The sequence below is a fragment of the Agrobacterium larrymoorei genome, from assembly GCF_030819275.1.
Taxonomy (GTDB): domain Bacteria; phylum Pseudomonadota; class Alphaproteobacteria; order Rhizobiales; family Rhizobiaceae; genus Agrobacterium; species Agrobacterium larrymoorei_B.
Genome location: NZ_JAUTBL010000001.1, coordinates 1,185,354 through 1,201,410 on the forward strand (window position 1 = coordinate 1,185,354; position 16,057 = coordinate 1,201,410).

18 protein-coding genes and 1 riboswitch are annotated in these 16,057 nt (G+C 57.7%); of the genes, 8 read left to right on the forward strand and 10 right to left on the reverse strand.

Going from position 1 to position 16,057, the window contains the following annotated elements; all coding sequences use genetic code 11:
- Positions 1–4 precede the first annotated feature (4 nt).
- Positions 5–229: a glutaredoxin-like protein NrdH gene (nrdH, locus tag QE408_RS05450; protein WP_062600318.1), complete on the reverse strand. Its 225-nt coding sequence runs from the start codon at positions 227–229 to the stop codon at positions 5–7.
- A gap of 303 nt (positions 230–532) precedes the next feature.
- A riboswitch (cobalamin riboswitch) is annotated at positions 533–749 on the reverse strand.
- 181 nt (positions 750–930) lie between these two features.
- Between nrdH and QE408_RS05455 the strand changes: the two genes are divergently transcribed.
- The 5 genes from QE408_RS05455 (at position 931) to QE408_RS05475 (ending at position 5,538) form a co-directional block, all read left to right on the forward strand.
- Positions 931–1,950 (forward strand): ABC transporter substrate-binding protein, encoded by a 1,020-nt coding sequence (locus tag QE408_RS05455; protein ID WP_373465489.1) that lies wholly within the window; start codon positions 931–933, stop codon positions 1,948–1,950.
- Positions 1,951–1,985: 35 nt separating this feature from the next.
- A complete protein-coding gene (locus QE408_RS05460) occupies positions 1,986–3,005 on the forward strand; it encodes a FecCD family ABC transporter permease (RefSeq protein WP_306930215.1) in 1,020 nt (339 codons plus the stop codon).
- On the forward strand, positions 3,002–3,763 hold the full coding sequence (locus QE408_RS05465) for an ABC transporter ATP-binding protein (RefSeq protein WP_306929181.1): 762 nt from the start codon (positions 3,002–3,004) through the stop codon (positions 3,761–3,763). The genes QE408_RS05460 and QE408_RS05465 overlap by 4 nt, the downstream gene beginning before the upstream one ends.
- Before the next feature lie 55 nt (positions 3,764–3,818).
- Positions 3,819–4,715, forward strand: coding sequence for a DMT family transporter (locus QE408_RS05470; protein ID WP_306929183.1), 897 nt, complete (start codon positions 3,819–3,821; stop codon positions 4,713–4,715).
- Positions 4,716–5,013: 298 nt separating this feature from the next.
- The gene (locus QE408_RS05475; RefSeq protein ID WP_373465490.1) at positions 5,014–5,538 is read left to right on the forward strand and encodes a sigma-70 family RNA polymerase sigma factor; all 525 of its coding nucleotides are present in this window, start codon (positions 5,014–5,016) and stop codon (positions 5,536–5,538) included.
- Between the two features lie 44 nt (positions 5,539–5,582).
- On the opposite strand, the gene QE408_RS05480 is transcribed toward QE408_RS05475, so the two are convergent.
- From QE408_RS05480 to QE408_RS05490, 3 genes are all read right to left on the reverse strand, one after another.
- Entirely contained in the window at positions 5,583–6,197 is a 615-nt protein-coding gene (locus tag QE408_RS05480) for a cysteine hydrolase family protein (RefSeq protein WP_306929184.1), read from the reverse strand.
- Positions 6,198–6,283: 86 nt separating this feature from the next.
- Complete coding sequence (locus QE408_RS05485; RefSeq protein WP_306929186.1) at positions 6,284–6,472, reverse strand: hypothetical protein; 189 nt, start codon at positions 6,470–6,472, stop codon at positions 6,284–6,286.
- 237 nt (positions 6,473–6,709) lie between these two features.
- Positions 6,710–6,949, reverse strand: coding sequence for a DUF6894 family protein (locus tag QE408_RS05490; RefSeq protein WP_306929188.1), 240 nt, complete (start codon positions 6,947–6,949; stop codon positions 6,710–6,712).
- 872 nt (positions 6,950–7,821) lie between these two features.
- Here QE408_RS05490 and QE408_RS05495 point away from each other — a divergent pair.
- Positions 7,822–8,541: a Crp/Fnr family transcriptional regulator gene (locus tag QE408_RS05495; protein WP_306929189.1), complete on the forward strand. Its 720-nt coding sequence runs from the start codon at positions 7,822–7,824 to the stop codon at positions 8,539–8,541.
- A 216-nt stretch (positions 8,542–8,757) separates the two neighbouring features.
- Positions 8,758–9,360, forward strand: coding sequence for a hypothetical protein (locus QE408_RS05500; RefSeq protein WP_306929191.1), 603 nt, complete (start codon positions 8,758–8,760; stop codon positions 9,358–9,360).
- A 45-nt stretch (positions 9,361–9,405) separates the two neighbouring features.
- On the opposite strand, the gene QE408_RS05505 is transcribed toward QE408_RS05500, so the two are convergent.
- From QE408_RS05505 to coxB, 3 genes are all read right to left on the reverse strand, one after another.
- Positions 9,406–10,173 carry a Crp/Fnr family transcriptional regulator gene (locus tag QE408_RS05505; RefSeq protein WP_306929194.1) on the reverse strand — a complete coding sequence of 256 codons (768 nt, stop codon included), beginning with the start codon at positions 10,171–10,173 and terminating at the stop codon, positions 9,406–9,408.
- A gap of 127 nt (positions 10,174–10,300) precedes the next feature.
- A complete protein-coding gene (gene ctaD / locus QE408_RS05510; RefSeq protein ID WP_306929196.1) occupies positions 10,301–13,129 on the reverse strand; it encodes a cytochrome c oxidase subunit I in 2,829 nt (942 codons plus the stop codon).
- Complete coding sequence (coxB, locus tag QE408_RS05515; protein ID WP_306929198.1) at positions 13,126–13,791, reverse strand: cytochrome c oxidase subunit II; 666 nt, start codon at positions 13,789–13,791, stop codon at positions 13,126–13,128. The genes ctaD and coxB overlap by 4 nt, the downstream gene beginning before the upstream one ends.
- Positions 13,792–13,860: 69 nt before the next feature.
- Here coxB and QE408_RS05520 point away from each other — a divergent pair, with 69 nt between their 5' ends.
- A complete protein-coding gene (locus QE408_RS05520; protein ID WP_306929200.1) occupies positions 13,861–14,358 on the forward strand; it encodes a DUF2231 domain-containing protein in 498 nt (165 codons plus the stop codon).
- On the opposite strand, the gene QE408_RS05525 is transcribed toward QE408_RS05520, so the two are convergent.
- The 3 genes from QE408_RS05525 to QE408_RS05535 form a co-directional block, all read right to left on the reverse strand.
- On the reverse strand, positions 14,336–14,824 hold the full coding sequence (locus tag QE408_RS05525; protein ID WP_306929202.1) for a CopD family protein: 489 nt from the start codon (positions 14,822–14,824) through the stop codon (positions 14,336–14,338). The two genes, QE408_RS05520 and QE408_RS05525, sit on opposite strands and share 23 nt — an antisense overlap.
- Positions 14,824–15,567 (reverse strand): cytochrome c oxidase assembly protein, encoded by a 744-nt coding sequence (locus QE408_RS05530; RefSeq protein WP_306929204.1) that lies wholly within the window; start codon positions 15,565–15,567, stop codon positions 14,824–14,826. Before QE408_RS05530 ends, QE408_RS05525 begins: the two co-directional genes overlap by 1 nt.
- Before the next feature lie 135 nt (positions 15,568–15,702).
- Positions 15,703–15,921: a hypothetical protein gene (locus QE408_RS05535; RefSeq protein WP_306929206.1), complete on the reverse strand. Its 219-nt coding sequence runs from the start codon at positions 15,919–15,921 to the stop codon at positions 15,703–15,705.
- Positions 15,922–16,057: the final 136 nt, after the last annotated feature.

The window sequence follows — 16,057 nt, forward strand, 5'->3', positions numbered from 1 at the left end:
TGCGTCACGATGCAAGCGTGCTGATCATGTCCGGCCGAAAGCCCGCCCAGTGCATCTCCCCGGCAATCACAACTGGTACCTGGCGATAGCCGAGACCGAGCACGTGCTCATAAGCTTGCTCGTCAGTGGAGACATCGACGATCGTGTAGTCGAGACCCTGACGATCGAGCGCGCGGGTGGTCGCGGTGCATTGAACGCAAGCTGGCTTGCTGTAGACGGTGATGGTCATCTTGATCCTCGTTGGAAAAAACGCATGGGAAATCGCTCTCGCGCCGTGAAGCGCGTGATGGACAAAAGCAGGATGGAATGCGGGGCCGAGGTATACTTGGCCGTGCTGTCGCATGGCTCGATTGCAAAAGCGCTGAACGCTTCTGTTTCGCCATGCCTCAGACGTCGGTTACTCCAACGGATAAAAGACTGAACTCGTAATCATAGGACTTCACCCCGAAGTGGCTCGACGCGGAGGCTCCAGGGAAGCGAGACGCACAGAGTCATCCCGTGCGTATTCGCGACCTTCCGGGCACCCCGCCGGTGGACGTTCTCGCTCAAGGCAGGTCTCCTGGCTCGCGGGTCGACACATCCATCTCGCCTTCCCGAAACGTCATGTTTCAGTGGCTGTTGAGAGAATGCTCGCCGCTTACAGTTGCGGGGGCAGCTGCGGCCTTGCTTTACCCTGATCGGGTTTTGCGCACCGTATTCCCATCTTCGCTTCCGACAGAATCGGAAGAACCTTGAACACCAGATATAGTATGCATTTCGTCGATGGCGTCAATAGGCTGTTGTGGCGCGCCCGTGCGCACTGATGCTGCTTTCAACAGGACGTGAGCCGGCACCAAAATATGAAGCAAACGGTCTTGTTTTGTGCAAGGAGAGGTGATTATAGGCGCAAGTATTTTGCGGCGAGAGCCGCGTTCAAAGGGATTTTGGGTTATGATGAAGCGTCTTTTTGCGGCTGTTGGATTTTGCGCGCTGGCTGGGTTTGCGACGACCCCCGCGACGGCTGCGACGAGCTATCCTCTGACGATCGAAAACTGCGGCGCGACGGTCACCTTCAACAAGGCGCCAGAGCGTGCCGTGGCACTTGGCCAGAACAGCGCCGAGATCATGCTGCTGCTCGGTCTTCAGGACAAGATGGTCGGCACTGCCTTCTGGCCGAACAAGGTCCTGCCGCAGGTCGCTGAAGCAAATGCCAAAGTGAAGGTTCTGACTGTCGAGTTTCCGACCTTCGAATCCATTCTGGCACAAAACCCGGACTTCGTGACCGCCGCTTTGCCGACGCTCGTCGGCCCTACCAGCAAGGTGGCGAAGCGCGAAGATTTCGACAAGCTTGGTATCTCCACCTATCTGTCGCCCAGCATGTGTGCGCTGGACGACATGTCCAAGGACAAGTCCGGTTACGGCAACCGCTCCAAGCTCTGGAACATGGAGACGTTGTACAAGGAGATCGACGATCTCTCGCAGATTTTCGATGTGGCCGACAAGGGCCAAGCCGTCATCGCCGACCTGAAGAAGCGCGAAGCTGCATTGCGTGCTGATGCGCCGAAGGATGGCAAGAAGCTTTCCTATGTCTTCTGGTTCTCCAGCCCGTCGCCTTCGGCTGACGCCTATCTCGGCGGCAAGAACAGCCCATCCGGCTATATCGCCGATCTTTTGGGCGGCACCAACGCCATCACGACCGAGACGGAATCGCCTGCGATTGGTTGGGAAACCATCATTGCCGCCAATCCTGATGTCATCGTCGTGACGCAGGTTGACCGCAACCGCTGGGAACTCGACAAGGCAGACGCCAAGATCAAGTTCCTGAATAGCGATCCGGCTACCAGCCAGATGAACGCCGTCAAGAACAAGGCGCTCGTCATCATGCCGGCGCAGGCGATGAACCCGAGCGTTCAGACGATCTATGGCGCCGAGCAGATTGCTCAGCAGTTGAAGACCCTCGGCCTCAAGTGAGTTCGGTGGCGGCTAAGGATCGATCAGGAAGCGGGCTGCGGCGGCTGCTTGCCTCCGTGGCGCTCTATCTCGCCTGCTTCGTGACGATTGCCCTCGTGGTCGGCATCAGTGTCGGGATTGGCGATTTGCCGATCCCGCTTTCGACCACCTATGCCGCCATCACCAACAAGCTCGGCTGGACGTCGGTTGAAATCAGTCGCATCCATGAGGCGGTCATCTGGGAGTACAGGCTAAGCCGCGCGCTCGTGGCCGTTTTTTGCGGCGCGGGCCTCGCGATGTGCGGCGCCATCATGCAGGCCATGCTGCGCAATCCCCTGGCCGAGCCCTATGTTCTCGGCATTTCCGCCGGTGCTTCGACCGGTGCTGTCGCCGTCGTCATTCTCGGAATTGGCGCCGGAGCGGTGTCGCTTTCTCTCGGCGCCTTCGTTGGCGCCTTTGCCGCATTCTTCCTGGTCGCCATCTTATCCAATGGCGCGCGCGGCGGAGCCGACAGAACGATCCTCGCCGGTGTCGCAGCCGCTCAGCTATTCAATGCCGCCACATCCTATGTGGTCACCACATCCGGTAACGCGCAGCAGGCGCGCGATGTGATGTTCTGGCTTCTCGGCAGCTTCGGCGGTGTACGCTGGCCGGATGTCGGTCTCGTCTCCATCGTCGTCGGTCTCGGTCTGATCTGCTGCCTGTTCCATGCCCGCGTTCTCGATGCCTTTGCTTTCGGCGATGAAGCGGCCGCTTCTCTTGGTGTCAATGTCGGGCGGACACGCATCATCCTCTTCGCGCTGACGGCAGTTATTACCGCCACCATCGTCAGCATGGTGGGAACGATCGGCTTCGTTGGTCTCGTCGTTCCCCATGCGGCACGGTTCGTCGTCGGGCCGCTGCACGCACGGCTCTTGCCTGCCTGCGCCATTACCGGTGCCATCTTCATGGTGCTGGCGGACATCGCTTCGCGCACGCTCGTCCCGCAGCAGGTTCTGCCCATCGGTGTGGTGACGGCGCTGGTCGGCGTGCCGTTCTTCTCCGTCATCCTTTACAGGCTGCAACGCGCGTCATGAGTATCACAGCGGACAATCTGGTGTGGAAGGTCGGTGCCAAGACGATCGTGGATGGCATTTCCTTCACGGTCGAGCCAGGCAAGATGCTTGGACTTCTCGGGCCAAACGGCTCCGGCAAAACATCGCTGCTGCGGCTGCTCAGCGGGCTGAAGAAACCCCATTCCGGAAGGGTGCTGCTGGACGGCACGGACATCAAAACGATCCGCCGCAAATCTCTGGCGCAGCGCATCGCCTTCATCGAGCAGCACGCCACGACGAACGTCAATCTGAAGGTCATCGACGTCGTCAAGCTTGGGCGCTTTCCCCACAAATCGATGTTCTCCGGTTGGACGCGGGAAGACGACGCAGCGGTGAATGAGGCGCTTGAGCGCACGGAAATGGCAGCCAAACGCAATGATGCCTGGCAGAGCCTCTCGGGCGGTGAGAAGCAGCGTGCTCATCTTGCTCGCGCCCTGGCGCAGTCGCCGAAGGAGCTCATCCTCGATGAGCCCACCAATCATCTGGATGTCCACCACCAGATCAGTCTTCTTCGTCTGGTGTCTCAGCTTCCGGTCACCAGCATCATTGCACTTCATGATCTCAATCACGCGGCCATGTACTGCGATCACCTGATCGTGCTGCAGACCGGCAAGATCGTGGCATCTGGAACGCCAGAAGAGGTGATGACGCAGGATCTCTTGCGGGATGTCTTTTCGGTGGAAGCCGTCGTCGAGGCGTCGCGCTTTCACGCCAAGCCGCACATCCAGTTTCTTCGATAGAACATCGCGTCTGAATGTGTGGTAGCAACCACGCATCTACGGTTCAGGGACACTTGTGAAAACCATCAACGAAAACCAGACGCTTGGCATCGGCCTTCGGGTCCTTTCGGGGTTTCTTTTTGCGGGCATGTCAATCTGCATCAAGGCGACTTCGGGACAAGTTCCCGTCGGGCAGATCGTCTTCTTTCGCTCGGCCTTTGCGCTGATCCCACTGGTGATCTTTCTCTGGTGGCGTAACGAATTTCCGCGTGGTTTGGCAACGCGGCGCCCATTCGGGCATCTGCTGCGCTCCAGTCTTGGGGCTGCGGCGATGTTTGCATCCTTTGCGTCCATTGCGCGGCTGCCCTTGGCGGAGGCGACGCTGCTGACTTATCTCTCGCCGACCTTCACCAGCATCGCTGGTGTCGTGCTCCTTTCGGAGCGGCTGACCAAATGGCGCGTCGGTGGCGTGCTCCTCGGCCTTGCGGGGGTGGTGACGCTGGTGTGGCCGGAGATCGGTCACGGCGTCATGGATGAGACGCGGATGTGGGGCTACATTCTCGGTCTGCTAATGGGGGTGCTGACTTCCTTCGCCCTCATCATGGTGCGCAGTCTCAGCAGAACGGAAAATCCAGGCGCGATCGCTTTCTACTTCGTCATCGCCTCAATGATCGGCGGCCTGTTCACCTTGCCCTTCGGCTGGGTGATGCCGGATCATATGGGTTTCGCGCTTCTCGTTCTCGCAGGTCTGTTCGGTGGCTTCGCCCATATCGCCATGACGGTGGCTTTTCGACATGCAGAAGCATCTTTGCTCGCTCCCTTCGAATATATCGCGATCCTGTGGCCGATCCTCGCAGACTTGCTGATCTTCAAGTCACCGCTCTCCAGCACTTTCATAACCGCTCTGCCGCTGATCCTCACCGGGGCGGCACTTGCTGCGATGGAGGGAAGGCGGAAGCGTAATCAATCATAGATTGTGCCGCGCAGCCCTGCATCATTGGTTGTGGTCGACGGCATGTGGAAAGGCCTGTCCCTTAAAGTGCTCATTGTTTGGGTTGAATATTGAGAAAGGCGGGATGACAAGGACGATCAATCCCAGCAAGAGAAGGGCTCTTCTCCATATTGGTGGCTTCCTCCTCAAACGATGCCTCGCACCGTTAGATTCCTGTTCCGTTCATTAAGTTTTCTCTAATTCAACCTGCGTACGTACGCTGGCGTACAGCAACGATGAGCTTCCCCCTGCATTATGACCTACATCAACGGAGGGGAATATGGACACGCAAAATGTCAGCACCGCATCCGAAGTGGTTGTCACAGAAGAACAGCTTGCCGAATTGAGAATGGGCATTGCCGATCTCAGCCCTGCTCTTTCCGCCTTTGCCCGTCGCTTTGTTCGCACGGAGGAAGAGGTGGACGATCTCGTTCAGGAAACGATTTTGAGAGCGCTCCGCGCCGTTCATCGGTTCACGCCGGGAACGGCTTTGAAGTCGTGGCTTTTCACCATTATGCGGAACACCTTCTGCACGCGCTACAAGGTCGCTCAGCGAGAGCGCATCGGTCTGCCGGCCGGCGTGGAGAAGATGATCTCCACGCCACCTAGCCAGGAATGGCGCCTGGAACATCAACAGGTCATGCGCGCGATCGGTGATCTGGATTCAGATCAGAAGAAGGCCTTGCTCCTGATTGCGGATGGTACCAGCTATGCCGACGCTGCCGATATGTGTGGCTGCCGCATCGGCACCATCAAGAGCCGTGTCAGTCGCGCCCGTGAGGCGCTGCGCCGCGACCTTTACTGACAATCCCCCAACGTCTTCACGTTTTTCATGGCCCACCCTGCACCTCAGGGATGGGCCAGAATTTCGTTCAGGCTTTCAATCATCTCCCCGGTCTTTACAAGCGTCAGCTGGACTGCGAAACGTCCTCGCAGCAGCGCCAGTGAGGCATCATGCGTTTCGTCCTGCCCGCTGCAGACGGCGTCTTCGATGAGAAAGACGCGGTAGCCGAGATCGATGGCGCCGAGAACCGCTGCAAGCACGCAGACATCGGTCTCTCCACCGGAGATCACGACCGTGTCAACGCCCCGCTTGTGAAGATCGTGATGCAGTCTTCCATCCGTCCATGGAGAATAAGTATATTTGCTAAAGTCCACCGCGGGCGGCATGAAAGCGGCGAGCTCCGGAATAACCTCGGTGAGTTCACGGCGCATATGATCGCCGGTCATCATCCACCATTTGCGGTAATAGGACTGCCATTGACCCGGGGCGACCTTCGCATTGGCAGGCGGAACGAAGCGGGTGAAGATGGTCTGCTCTGGCCATTCCTGAACCAGCCGGCCCACATTGCCGAGGACCTTCGGCATCCAGTCCACCTGCCATGGTGTCTCCTCCGAGAACATCCGCTGCATGTCTATGCACAGGTGCCGCCAATTGCCGCAATTCGTGTCGGTGGAAGCCATTGTCGAACTGCCCCAGATAGGTCTGCGTTGCGGCTGCTAACCGCAGGGGACGGGCAATGTTCCTGACTTTGAAACCACAGGTCGCGTCAACCGTAACGGAGAATGTGAAGCCGGCGGCGAAAATGCAGAGATGTCAAACGCGTCAATTTATCCGCGTCTACGATGCCGCGATCATACATCCGCAAGACATAGCGAGCGACGTCAGCGGTATCGGGGCCGAGCGATTCCCACTGCTCGGAAATCACGCCACTATAGGCAGACTGCACAATGTGCATGTCGTCGTTTAAAAAAATGCCTTGGCTCTGATGTTCATATTGAAAAGACATCGTATCTTCCGAGCAGTACCAACCCGGCCCATGCTTGAGGAAAGAAGAATGCTCAAAGTATAGGGCGGCGGCAGAAGGCCGTAAACGTCCGGAAACGTACCAAAAGGCACGATTTATCTTGGATAGTCGGCGCGACTAGTAGTTGTCGTCGATGGAAAGTACTAGGGAAGCAATCGATATTTTTTCTCAGTCCACGATTGTAACCGCGGATCGGAAGGCAACGACTTGGAGTCGAGCTCCATTTTCATCGCAAATCTCGATCTTGCGAGACGAGATATCCTTTCCTTCCAAAATCGCCTCGCTCATCAAAGCACGAGCATCTTCAATCGCAGAAACATGTGCGGCGTCCATGCCTTCCAGCTCGGTCCCTTCGGGATCGACGACACGTCCTTCAGACGTCAGCACATGGAAGTAGTATTTCGCCATTCTCCCCGTCCGGCAGCAAATGGATATATTGGGTGCTATCTTAGCTTTCACGTGGTTACGCAGCTGCCGTCCGGTCGGATCACCCCTGATTTGGACCGTAATCCCTTTTCTCACGCCATTGTTCGTCTCTTGTCTTCAGCGCGGCGCTGGTAATTTGCTTTTCAGGGCCCTTTAAATTCTCGCCGGCAACGTCCCTATCGTTTTCCCGGTCATCAGCCGCTGGCATATAGCCACGCGGCTTTTGAGTCGTCGGCTCTTACCAGCATGGCCACTCGTCGGTCGTACCGGCGGGGCCGGTGAAAGATGTGTCCTTGGCCCTATCATTCTCCTTTCGCCCTGCCCCAAGCGGGGTGCGCGAGGACGGTTCCGCCGGTTTGCTTTTTCCAATCGGGGAACATGCCTTGGCACAGCACATGACCGTTGCCCGCTACACTTGTCGGCCACACATCCAGAATTTCGATCATGCGTCTGGATGCTCGTTCCGCTCGCGTCCCATTTAGGATATTCAACCCGTTGGCTACGCAGGTGCGACGGTTCCCGAGACAAGTCGCGATGGGTCGGTGCGGGAGGAAAGCTGGGCTGCCGGAAGATGCCGCGCAGAGAACAAAGCTCGACTCATCCATGGGATTGAGAAGTCGGTTGCGGATGAGGTATCTGGCGGTTGCCATTGTCATCGGCCCGAACACACACTTCGTCACATGACCGAAGCCCTCAATCGCACCATTATAGACTAATTAGATATTTATCATATGAATAGCGTTTTTGGCGGGTGTCAATTTCTGTACGGTATATGACAGTGCATTGCTCAAAGTTTTCAAGTGTTTAGTGTCCCTCAAACGTCCAATGGACGATCGAAGGGAATGACGACTTCAATGGATACTGAACAGAACTCTGTGCGCAACAAACTATTGAAAGCTTTGCGTCCGGACGATTTCGAGCTGCTGCGGCCGAATATGCGGATCGTCAAGCTCAATGCCCATGAAGTGATAGAGCAGCCCCATGTCGCCATCGAACGGGTCATCTTTTTTGAGACTGGCCTCGCCTCCGTTATCGGTCATCTGTCCAGTGGGAAAAGCATCGAGGTGGGACTGATAGGCCGTGAGGGCTTAACGGGATCGGCCATCATACTTGGCAGCACGCAAACAGCACACCGCACCTTTGTCCAGGTGGGCGGCTACGGGATCGCCGTCCCTTCTGCCGCAGTCGTCGATGCCATGAGAGCCAGCGACACGTTACGCGATGTGTTCCTGACCTACATCCATACGTTGTTGGCTCAGACCGCGTCGACCGTCATCGCCAATGGTCTATCAAAACTCGATAAACGTCTCGCGCGCTGGTTGTTGATGATTCATGACCGGATTGATGGTGCGACGGTCGCGATGACGCACGAATTCCTCGCAATTGTTCTTGGAGTGAGACGTCCTGGCGTTACTGTCGCGCTTCATATTCTTGAGGGAAAAGGCCTGATCCGGGCCTCACGCGGCCAGATTACCATCATCAACCGGCAGGGACTGGAGCTTGAAGCCGGGGGCTCCTATGGCAGGGCAGAGAGCGAATACAATCGCCTCATGAGGGATATACTAGAGAGATAAGTATCTTGGTACCACATTGCTTTCGCGGTGCGTCATATTACTTGTGCCAAAATGAGACGGATTGTCGATTTCACAGGATTGTGAAGTCAGTTTCGAGCCTATATTAGCCATAACGCACATATATCTATTTTAAATATATAATCCTCTAATATACTCTCTTAGAGTGCATCTTTGATGCTGATGTGGAGTGAGTATCGTGTTTGAGGAGAGAAAATCATGACAAGACTGAGTACTGTTTTGTTGGTGAGCGCCTGTCTGGTGCTTCCGATCAATGCGCATGCCTTGGACGTCAGTGTGGGGGGAGTTAGCGCCAGCGTCGGTGGCAATGGTAGTGGCGGCCTGGGCGTCGGTGCTTCTGTTGGCGGAAGCGGCGGTATCAATGCCGGAGCAAGCGTGGGAGGCCGCTCGGGAGGTGGCCTTGGTGCAGACGTGAATGCCTCGGTGGGTGGAAGCAGAGGTGTGAATGCCAATACCAGTGCGACTGCGGGCGGCCGGAGCATTGCCAATGCGGACGTCAACGCCTCTGTTGGCGGAAGTCGCGGATTGAACGCCAAGGCAGGGGCCACGGTGGGGGGTGCGAGAGCGCTGGACGTCGATCTTGATGTCGGCATCGGCACCGGTCCTGGAAGACCGAACCCGGGAACGGTCAACCCTGGCACCAACCCGTCATTGCCAGCCAATGGTATGATCCGCGCCTATAATGACATGTCACGCACCGAACAGCTTCGTCTGGCAAAGCGATGCGTCGATATCATGAAGGGCGGCTATGAGGCGGATCTCGTAAAGCTCTGCCGGATCATCCGTACCGCTTCGCGGTGAAACGTGGCGAGGGCCGTCCCCAACGGAGGCGGCCCCGTAACCCTGTCAACCTGCCGAGCGAGTATCCACTGCGGCGGGGCGCAGAAGAGCTGAGGCGCGAAAGCGGGCAAAGACCCGATCGTGCTCTTCTTCGGACAGGCCATAAATATCGCCTGCATATTCCTCAAGAGCGTCGCGATTGCGAATGGTGATCTTCGCCCGTTCAGAGCGAATGAAGCCTCTACCTTCGAGAAAATGCAGGGCATCGGTGACGCTCGGTCGCCGGACAGCCAGCATGAGCGACAGAAACTCGTGCGTCAGATGAAGCTGATTGCCGTCCACGCGGTTGTGGCAGATCAGAATCCACCGCGCCAGACGCTGGCTTACAGTCTGCGTGGTGTTGGACAACAGAGTACACTCGATCTGGGTCCGGAGCGCATGGGATGCGCAGGTCAGCAGCTGTTCAAGGATTCGATGACGATTGCGCAGGGCCTGGAAAGCGGTAATGTCCAGCACCATCGCCTGTCCCGGCACTTGCATGATGACTTCGGTGAAGCTCGTTTCTGCGTCAACGAGGGCACCGGAAGGCACGTAACCTTCACGTCCGACGATGCCGGATTCCGTCACTTTGCCGGAGCGGGATTTGACGAGAACGGAGGCGATCCCGTTGCAGATGAAAAACACCTTCTCAATCTTCGCCCCTGCCTTGATGATGGTGTCACCGGCATGAAGGTCGGTTGCTACCGCACGTTTGAGAAGCTCCTGGCGAATGTCATCCGGCAGAAACGAGATTAACTGGTTCTGAAGTCCAAGCTTTTCATCGTCCTCTGACATTCTGCATCCTCTCGCGGCACAGCTGTTTGCAGTGGCGCAGATTTTGCAGCCACTGGTGTGGGAACGCTTGAGCGGCAAAAAAGTTCTACCGTCGAAATGCTCCCTCATCGCATGTGGAAGCAGCGCCTCAGCAAAGCTCAAGCCATAAGATGCCTGAGAATACATATGCCGTGCTGAAGAGCGCAGCACCAGCCGTGTAGCGCGTCACGGTGAGCATTGATCTGCTCATCGACGAGGAGGTGTTCTCGGCGCTCAGCGCAACGAAAATGGCTGTCGCTACGATGATGGTTGTCACAGCGAACAATAAAATCAGAACCGCTCTCAGCACGGAAACAGGGCCAATAGCTATATGTTGCCACCCGAGCGAACACCCTGTCGCTTGAACGCCGTAGAGAAGTAGGAAGCCAAGGCTCCAGCCCGTGAAAGGCAGCAGAAGGGCGATGGCGAGCATATATCGCATCAGCTGCCTCCATTTTGCAGAAGGGATAGAAGATAAGGATAGGCGCGCCACGATCGAGGTCGTCGCAACCACATATCGGTTCCAGAGCCCGGCGATCTGTAGATCGGCGAGCCTGTTTCGGGTGACATAGCCGGTTCGGATTCTCCAGATGCAAAAGGCGGACAACAGCGTGCCAATACCGATGTGAATCAGGCCGTATACGTTGACGGCATAGATCACCGCATCGGAAGCGTGAAATTCCATTCCGTATGCCCTGACGAGATCCACCAAGAGCAATGCGATCGCAATGCCATACAACGCGGTGGATACGAAGCGTGAGAACGGCGCGTGCAGCAAAGTTTTGGCAGGCAGGGAGCCGAGAACGGCGGCCGTGATCGCAATAGTGCAGGCGACGAGCGTCCATAGCGATGAAACGGAAGAGGGGCGAAGATTCTCCCAGCCGGGCGCTGACACCCAGAGGAAGAGGCCACCGAAGAGAAGCGAGGTAAAGAGTGTGGCCGTCACCAGCAGGGTCAATCGCATTGCCATCAGCGAGGGTGGGTCGCCGCTTTCGAAATGCGGGGGCAGAACCAACCCCTTGCCCGCGTAAAGCTCGCTAGCGGTCTTCTGCGCTGCTTCATTCGGCGTCCATCTCAGGAAGAGAACGATGACGGCCAGAAGCGCCACGGGGGCCACGATGTAGAGCTTCGTCAGAAGGGCGATGAAGAACAGACCGGTGGCCAGGGCCGTCATCAGGGGAAGATAGGTCTGACGCGGCAGGATAATGATCTGGCTGGGCAGGGCTCGAACAGCACTTACGCCCAAAGTCTCCATCCAGCCGTTTCGGGTGAAGCCGAGATACCCATCGCCCGCCGCGAGTCTGGCGCCGATACGGTCGATGTCGAGCCTGTCTGCTGGTTTGTCGACGGATGGCAGGGCGGCAAAATTGTAGGATGGCGGCGGAGTTGGCATCGCCCATTCAAGTGTGCCAGCATTCCAGGGGTTACGCCGGAATGGCCGGCCGAAGAAGAACACCAGAAAGAGATCGATCGCAGCCAGCACGAAGCCCATCGCCATGATGAAGCTGCCGATGGACGACATCAGGTTCAGCCACTCCCAAGGCGACTCCGCCGGGTATGTATCCACCCTGCGCGGCATGCCGAGGAGACCCGTCAGGTGCATCATGAAGAAGGTGAGGTTGAAGCCGATAAAGATCATCCAGAAGGCCGCATGCGACATGTGCTGAATGGGCTGGCGGCCGGAAATATGTGGTACCCAGTAATAGGCTCCCGCCAGCATGGGGAACAGAAAGCCGCCGACAAGCACGTAATGGAGATGGGCCACGACGAAATGCGTATCATGTGCCTGTTGATCGAAGGGCACCATCGCCAGCATCACGCCAGTCAGGCCGCCGATGACGAAGACGAAGAAGAACCCGAAGATATGCAGCATAGGGATGGTGAAGGATGGCCGCCCTTGGGCGAGCGTCGCAATCCAGGCGAAGATCTGGATTGCAGTCGGCACGGCGACAAGGGCGCTGGCGGCCGAGAAGAACGACAGGGCCACGTGCGGGATGCCGGTCGTATACATGTGATGCACCCAAAGTCCGAAGGACAGGAAGGCCATCGACAGGATACCGGCGATGATGATCTTGTATCCCGTCAACGTCGTGCGGGCGAGCACCGGCAGGATCGTTGAGATGACGCCGGCTGCCGGCAGAAAGATGATGTAGACTTCGGGGTGGCCGAAGAGCCAGAAAAGATGCTGCCACAGAAGGGGATCGCCGCCTCGGGCCGGATCGAAGAAGGGGAGGCCGAAGGCGCGCTCTGCCTCGAGCAGGATGGAGCCCAGGATCAGCGGCGGAAAGCCGATGACCATCATGCCCGCAACCACCAGCATGTACCAGGCAAAGATCGGCATCCGGTCGAGCGACATGCCGGGCGCACGCATCTTGAGGATCGTCACGACGATTTCGATCGCCGCCGTCATGGCGGATATCTCGACAAAGGTGATGCCGAGCAGCCAGACATCGGCATTGATGCCGGGGCTGTAGGTGGAAGAACTGAGCGGCGTATACATGAACCAGCCGCCATTCGGTGCCACGCCGGCCAGGAGGGCAACGATCAGCATGGTGCCGCCAAAGAGGTAGCACCAGTAACCGTAAGCCGAAAGACGCGGAAAGGCGAGGTCGCGGCTGCCGAGAAGCTTGGGCAGGAGATAGATCGCCAGTCCCTCGAAAAAGGGGATGGCGAATAGGAACATCATGATCGTCCCATGCATGGTGAAGACCTGGGCATACTCCGCTGCGTCGAGAAAGCGGCTCCCGGACGTCGCGAGCTGGGTGCGGATCAGCATGCCGAGAAAGCCACCAATCCCAAAGAAGACCAGGGCCGTCAGCATGAAGCGTGCGCCGATGATGTTGTGATTGACGGCTGCCAGTCGGCGCCAGCCTTTGCCGGTGCCCCAGATGGCTTCCAGTTCCCGATGCAGGCGAATGGGTGAAATCTTTTGCGTCACGTCGATCCCTGTGCATCTGGAAGTGTCTGGATCACCTGCCGATAGTCGTCCGGTTCATGGGCGATCACGCTGAAGGTCATGGCACTATGGCCGGTGCCGCAATATTCGGCGCAAATACCGCCAAAGGTGCCAGCCCTGTCGGCCTTCAGACGTATGCGGGTTTCATGGCCCGGGATCGCGTCGATCTTTCCGGCTAGACGCGGCACCCAGAAACTATGGATCACGTCTGTGCTGGTAACGACAATCTCGACCGTCTGACCCGCCGGAATGTGGAGAACATTGCGACTAGTCGGCGCGGCATCGTCCAGACCGTAGCGGATATCCCAGTTCCACATGCTGGCCTGAACGCGAATGACATCGGATGGCGCATCGGCTCTTGCACCGAACAGAGCTTCACCTTGAAGGAAGGCAGCGCCCAGAAGGACCGTGAGAACGGGAATGGGCATCACGATCCCGCCACCGATAATCCAGCGTGAGGCTGAAACCTGTGAGAGTTTGCGGGAGAAGAGGCTCAGAAAGAACAGACCAAGGACCAGGGCAAAAAGCAGGACCGATCCGGTCAGCATGATCCACCAGAGCTGCGCCACAGAATGTGAGGCTGGCCCTGCCGGATCGAGCGCTGAAAGATCGCCGGAACAGCTGGCCAGCGTCAGCGGTAGCATGAGGCCTGCCGCGAGCGCGCGGAACCTCTGCCCTGTCCGGCTGGTTGTGGCAGAAAGAGGAGACTTGTTTTGGATACACCGCCGAAGAAAAACCCGGTCATCTCCAAGCTGGAGGAAAAGGACGCCAGTTCGACCGTAGCGGTTGCTGGTCATCCACTGCATGCGATGACAGTGCATTTCCCCATCGCACTTGTGTTCGGGACGCTCGGCGCTGACATCATGTACTGGTGGGGCGCCGATCCGTTCTGGCTGCGGGTCGGACTGTGGGCGACGGGTATCGCATTTTTCAGCGCCATCGTTGCGGGTTTGATCGGCTCGGCTGAACTCTTTCTCGTCCCAGGCATTCGCGCGCGCGTTGCCAGTTGGGCCCATGCCGTGGCTGGCATGTCGCTGATTGCGGTGTGCGGCGCCAATTGGGGAGGTCGCTATTTTTCCGGCATCGAGGTTCTGCCCCACGGCCTGATCCTGTCGCTGATTGCCGCCGGTCTGACGGGGTTGGCTGGCTGGCATGGCGGCAAGTTGATTTTCGATCATGGCGTCGGGCTCATGGTATCGTCCAAGGACTGATCGAGCGCGCAATCTCCTTCAGCCCCCCAGCCTCGATAGGGATCGTGTCGAGGCTCCAATCCGGTTTGGCAAGAACGACGAAAAAGATGCCGAGCACGGTCGCGGCAGTCAGGACGGTAGCGCCGATGAAGCGCCAGACCGGATAGACCTCTCCGTCGTTGAAGAGGCGGATGATGACCAGCCCGGTGACGATATGCAGTGTCACCATAGCGCCGATCAGCGCAAGCTTGATGGTGAACCAGAGCGTGAAGGTCTGCTGAAAGAAAATAAGGCCAGTGCCGGTCAGGATAGAGACGAAGGCGGCAGGCGATGCGACGACGACGTAGCAGAAGCGCACGAGACGTTGGAGCGCATATAGAGCAGGGCGGTTACCCACATGGGCGCGCTGCACGTAAAGGGCAGGCAGGCTGATGAGCGTCGCCGCCCAGATTGAGATTGCCGCGATGTGGATGAATTTCAGCAGCATCACCATTGCCAGCTGCCCTTGCGATCCGGGCTAGCGACAGTTCGATAAAGGCGTATCAACGCAATGCCGAGATAGGGAAGGAGGCCGACAGTCCACATAATGACGCCAGCGAGCTGCTGATCCTGCAGCGGCTCAAGGCCAAAGGGTTGGGTCGTATCCAGGTGAGCGGCGAAAAGCGGTGCACGCGAGAGGGCCAGGATGGCTGCAAGCATGCCCATCTGCCCGACAGTGGCAAGAGACAGTGCAACGGCAGTGAAAACACTGGTTCTCGGAGACAGCAGGATCGCCCATAGCCAGATGGCGCTGGCAAGAAGCGCTGCCTGCATGACCCAATAGGGGATCATGCCGTTCAGGGCGAAGGCATAGCCCGGCGGAATATGCCAGAACCAGAAGATCAGAGTGTGAAAGATAAACGCCATCTCCGGTGGCAGGCGGCTGGAGGCAGGACCTCTCGTACAAAAGGCCGTCGTGAGAAGGGGAGCAAGTATCGTCATCAAGATGAAGTGATGGGTCACCCGGACCGAAAACAGCGCGGTGGTAAGAGAGCAGAGCGGTGAAATCAGAAGAAGGGTGGATATCGCAAAAACAGCCGTCGCAATGACTATTCGGTGTCTATGGAGCGAAAGCGCCGGCAGTATCGTGAGGGCGGCAACGACCGCCACAGCGAATGGGTCGAGGTTCCAGGCACCCCACACTTCCGATGGTAGCGGTGCAGGACCGCAATAAGGCACTGGTTGGTTCACCCCAAAAATCCGTCCGCCCTCCGTTGAAGCGATGCAGAGGCATCAGGGGTCGAACGCCGGGAAGGGGCTGAGGTTCCGACGTTGCTTTTTTAAATGAGAGAATGCTGACAGCTTTGGCCGAGGCTCCCCGCTGCCTTACGCGTGATCGTGCTGTTGTGCTGAGCCATCGCGTCGCCGCGCGGCATGTCCACCGTTGGCCGGATGCGTTTTTGGGTTTGTGAGCGGTCGCCGGCTCATCTCGTCTTTGAGCTTTTGCATTGCCAAATGGCGGCTTGGATAGACTTTCGTCAGCATGCCATTGCGCAGAACAGCCCAGCCGCGCTCATGGGGCATCAATACCGTGTCATTGCTCATCAATTTCTCCTCCCGATAGGCTCACGATCGATTTTGTGATGCGTCCGAACCGTGTTTGCGCAGTTCGGTTCCGCGAGGCGTTGAAGACGGATGAAAGTGATGATCCCGCAGATGCTGGGAGGTGCAGGTGACTATA

Bases quoted from the DNA above. Each gene is read 5' to 3' on its own strand.
- QE408_RS05505 (WP_306929194.1), bottom strand. From the start codon at position 10,173: ATGTCAGAGGACGATGAAAAGCTTGGACTTCAGAACCAGTTAATCTCG.
- nrdH (WP_062600318.1), bottom strand. From the start codon at position 229: ATGACCATCACCGTCTACAGCAAGCCAGCTTGCGTTCAATGCACCGCG.
- QE408_RS05465 (WP_306929181.1), top strand. From the start codon at position 3,002: ATGAGTATCACAGCGGACAATCTGGTGTGGAAGGTCGGTGCCAAGACG.
- QE408_RS05490 (WP_306929188.1), bottom strand. From the start codon at position 6,949: ATGGCGAAATACTACTTCCATGTGCTGACGTCTGAAGGACGTGTCGTC.
- coxB (WP_306929198.1), bottom strand. From the start codon at position 13,791: ATGCTACCGCTGACGCTGGCCAGCTGTTCCGGCGATCTTTCAGCGCTC.
- QE408_RS05475 (WP_373465490.1), top strand. From the start codon at position 5,014: ATGGACACGCAAAATGTCAGCACCGCATCCGAAGTGGTTGTCACAGAA.
- QE408_RS05485 (WP_306929186.1), bottom strand. From the start codon at position 6,472: ATGCACATTGTGCAGTCTGCCTATAGTGGCGTGATTTCCGAGCAGTGG.
- QE408_RS05525 (WP_306929202.1), bottom strand. From the start codon at position 14,824: ATGCTGCTGAAATTCATCCACATCGCGGCAATCTCAATCTGGGCGGCG.
- QE408_RS05495 (WP_306929189.1), top strand. From the start codon at position 7,822: ATGGATACTGAACAGAACTCTGTGCGCAACAAACTATTGAAAGCTTTG.
- QE408_RS05500 (WP_306929191.1), top strand. From the start codon at position 8,758: ATGACAAGACTGAGTACTGTTTTGTTGGTGAGCGCCTGTCTGGTGCTT.
- QE408_RS05455 (WP_373465489.1), top strand. From the start codon at position 931: ATGATGAAGCGTCTTTTTGCGGCTGTTGGATTTTGCGCGCTGGCTGGG.
- QE408_RS05480 (WP_306929184.1), bottom strand. From the start codon at position 6,197: ATGGCTTCCACCGACACGAATTGCGGCAATTGGCGGCACCTGTGCATA.
- QE408_RS05535 (WP_306929206.1), bottom strand. From the start codon at position 15,921: ATGAGCAATGACACGGTATTGATGCCCCATGAGCGCGGCTGGGCTGTT.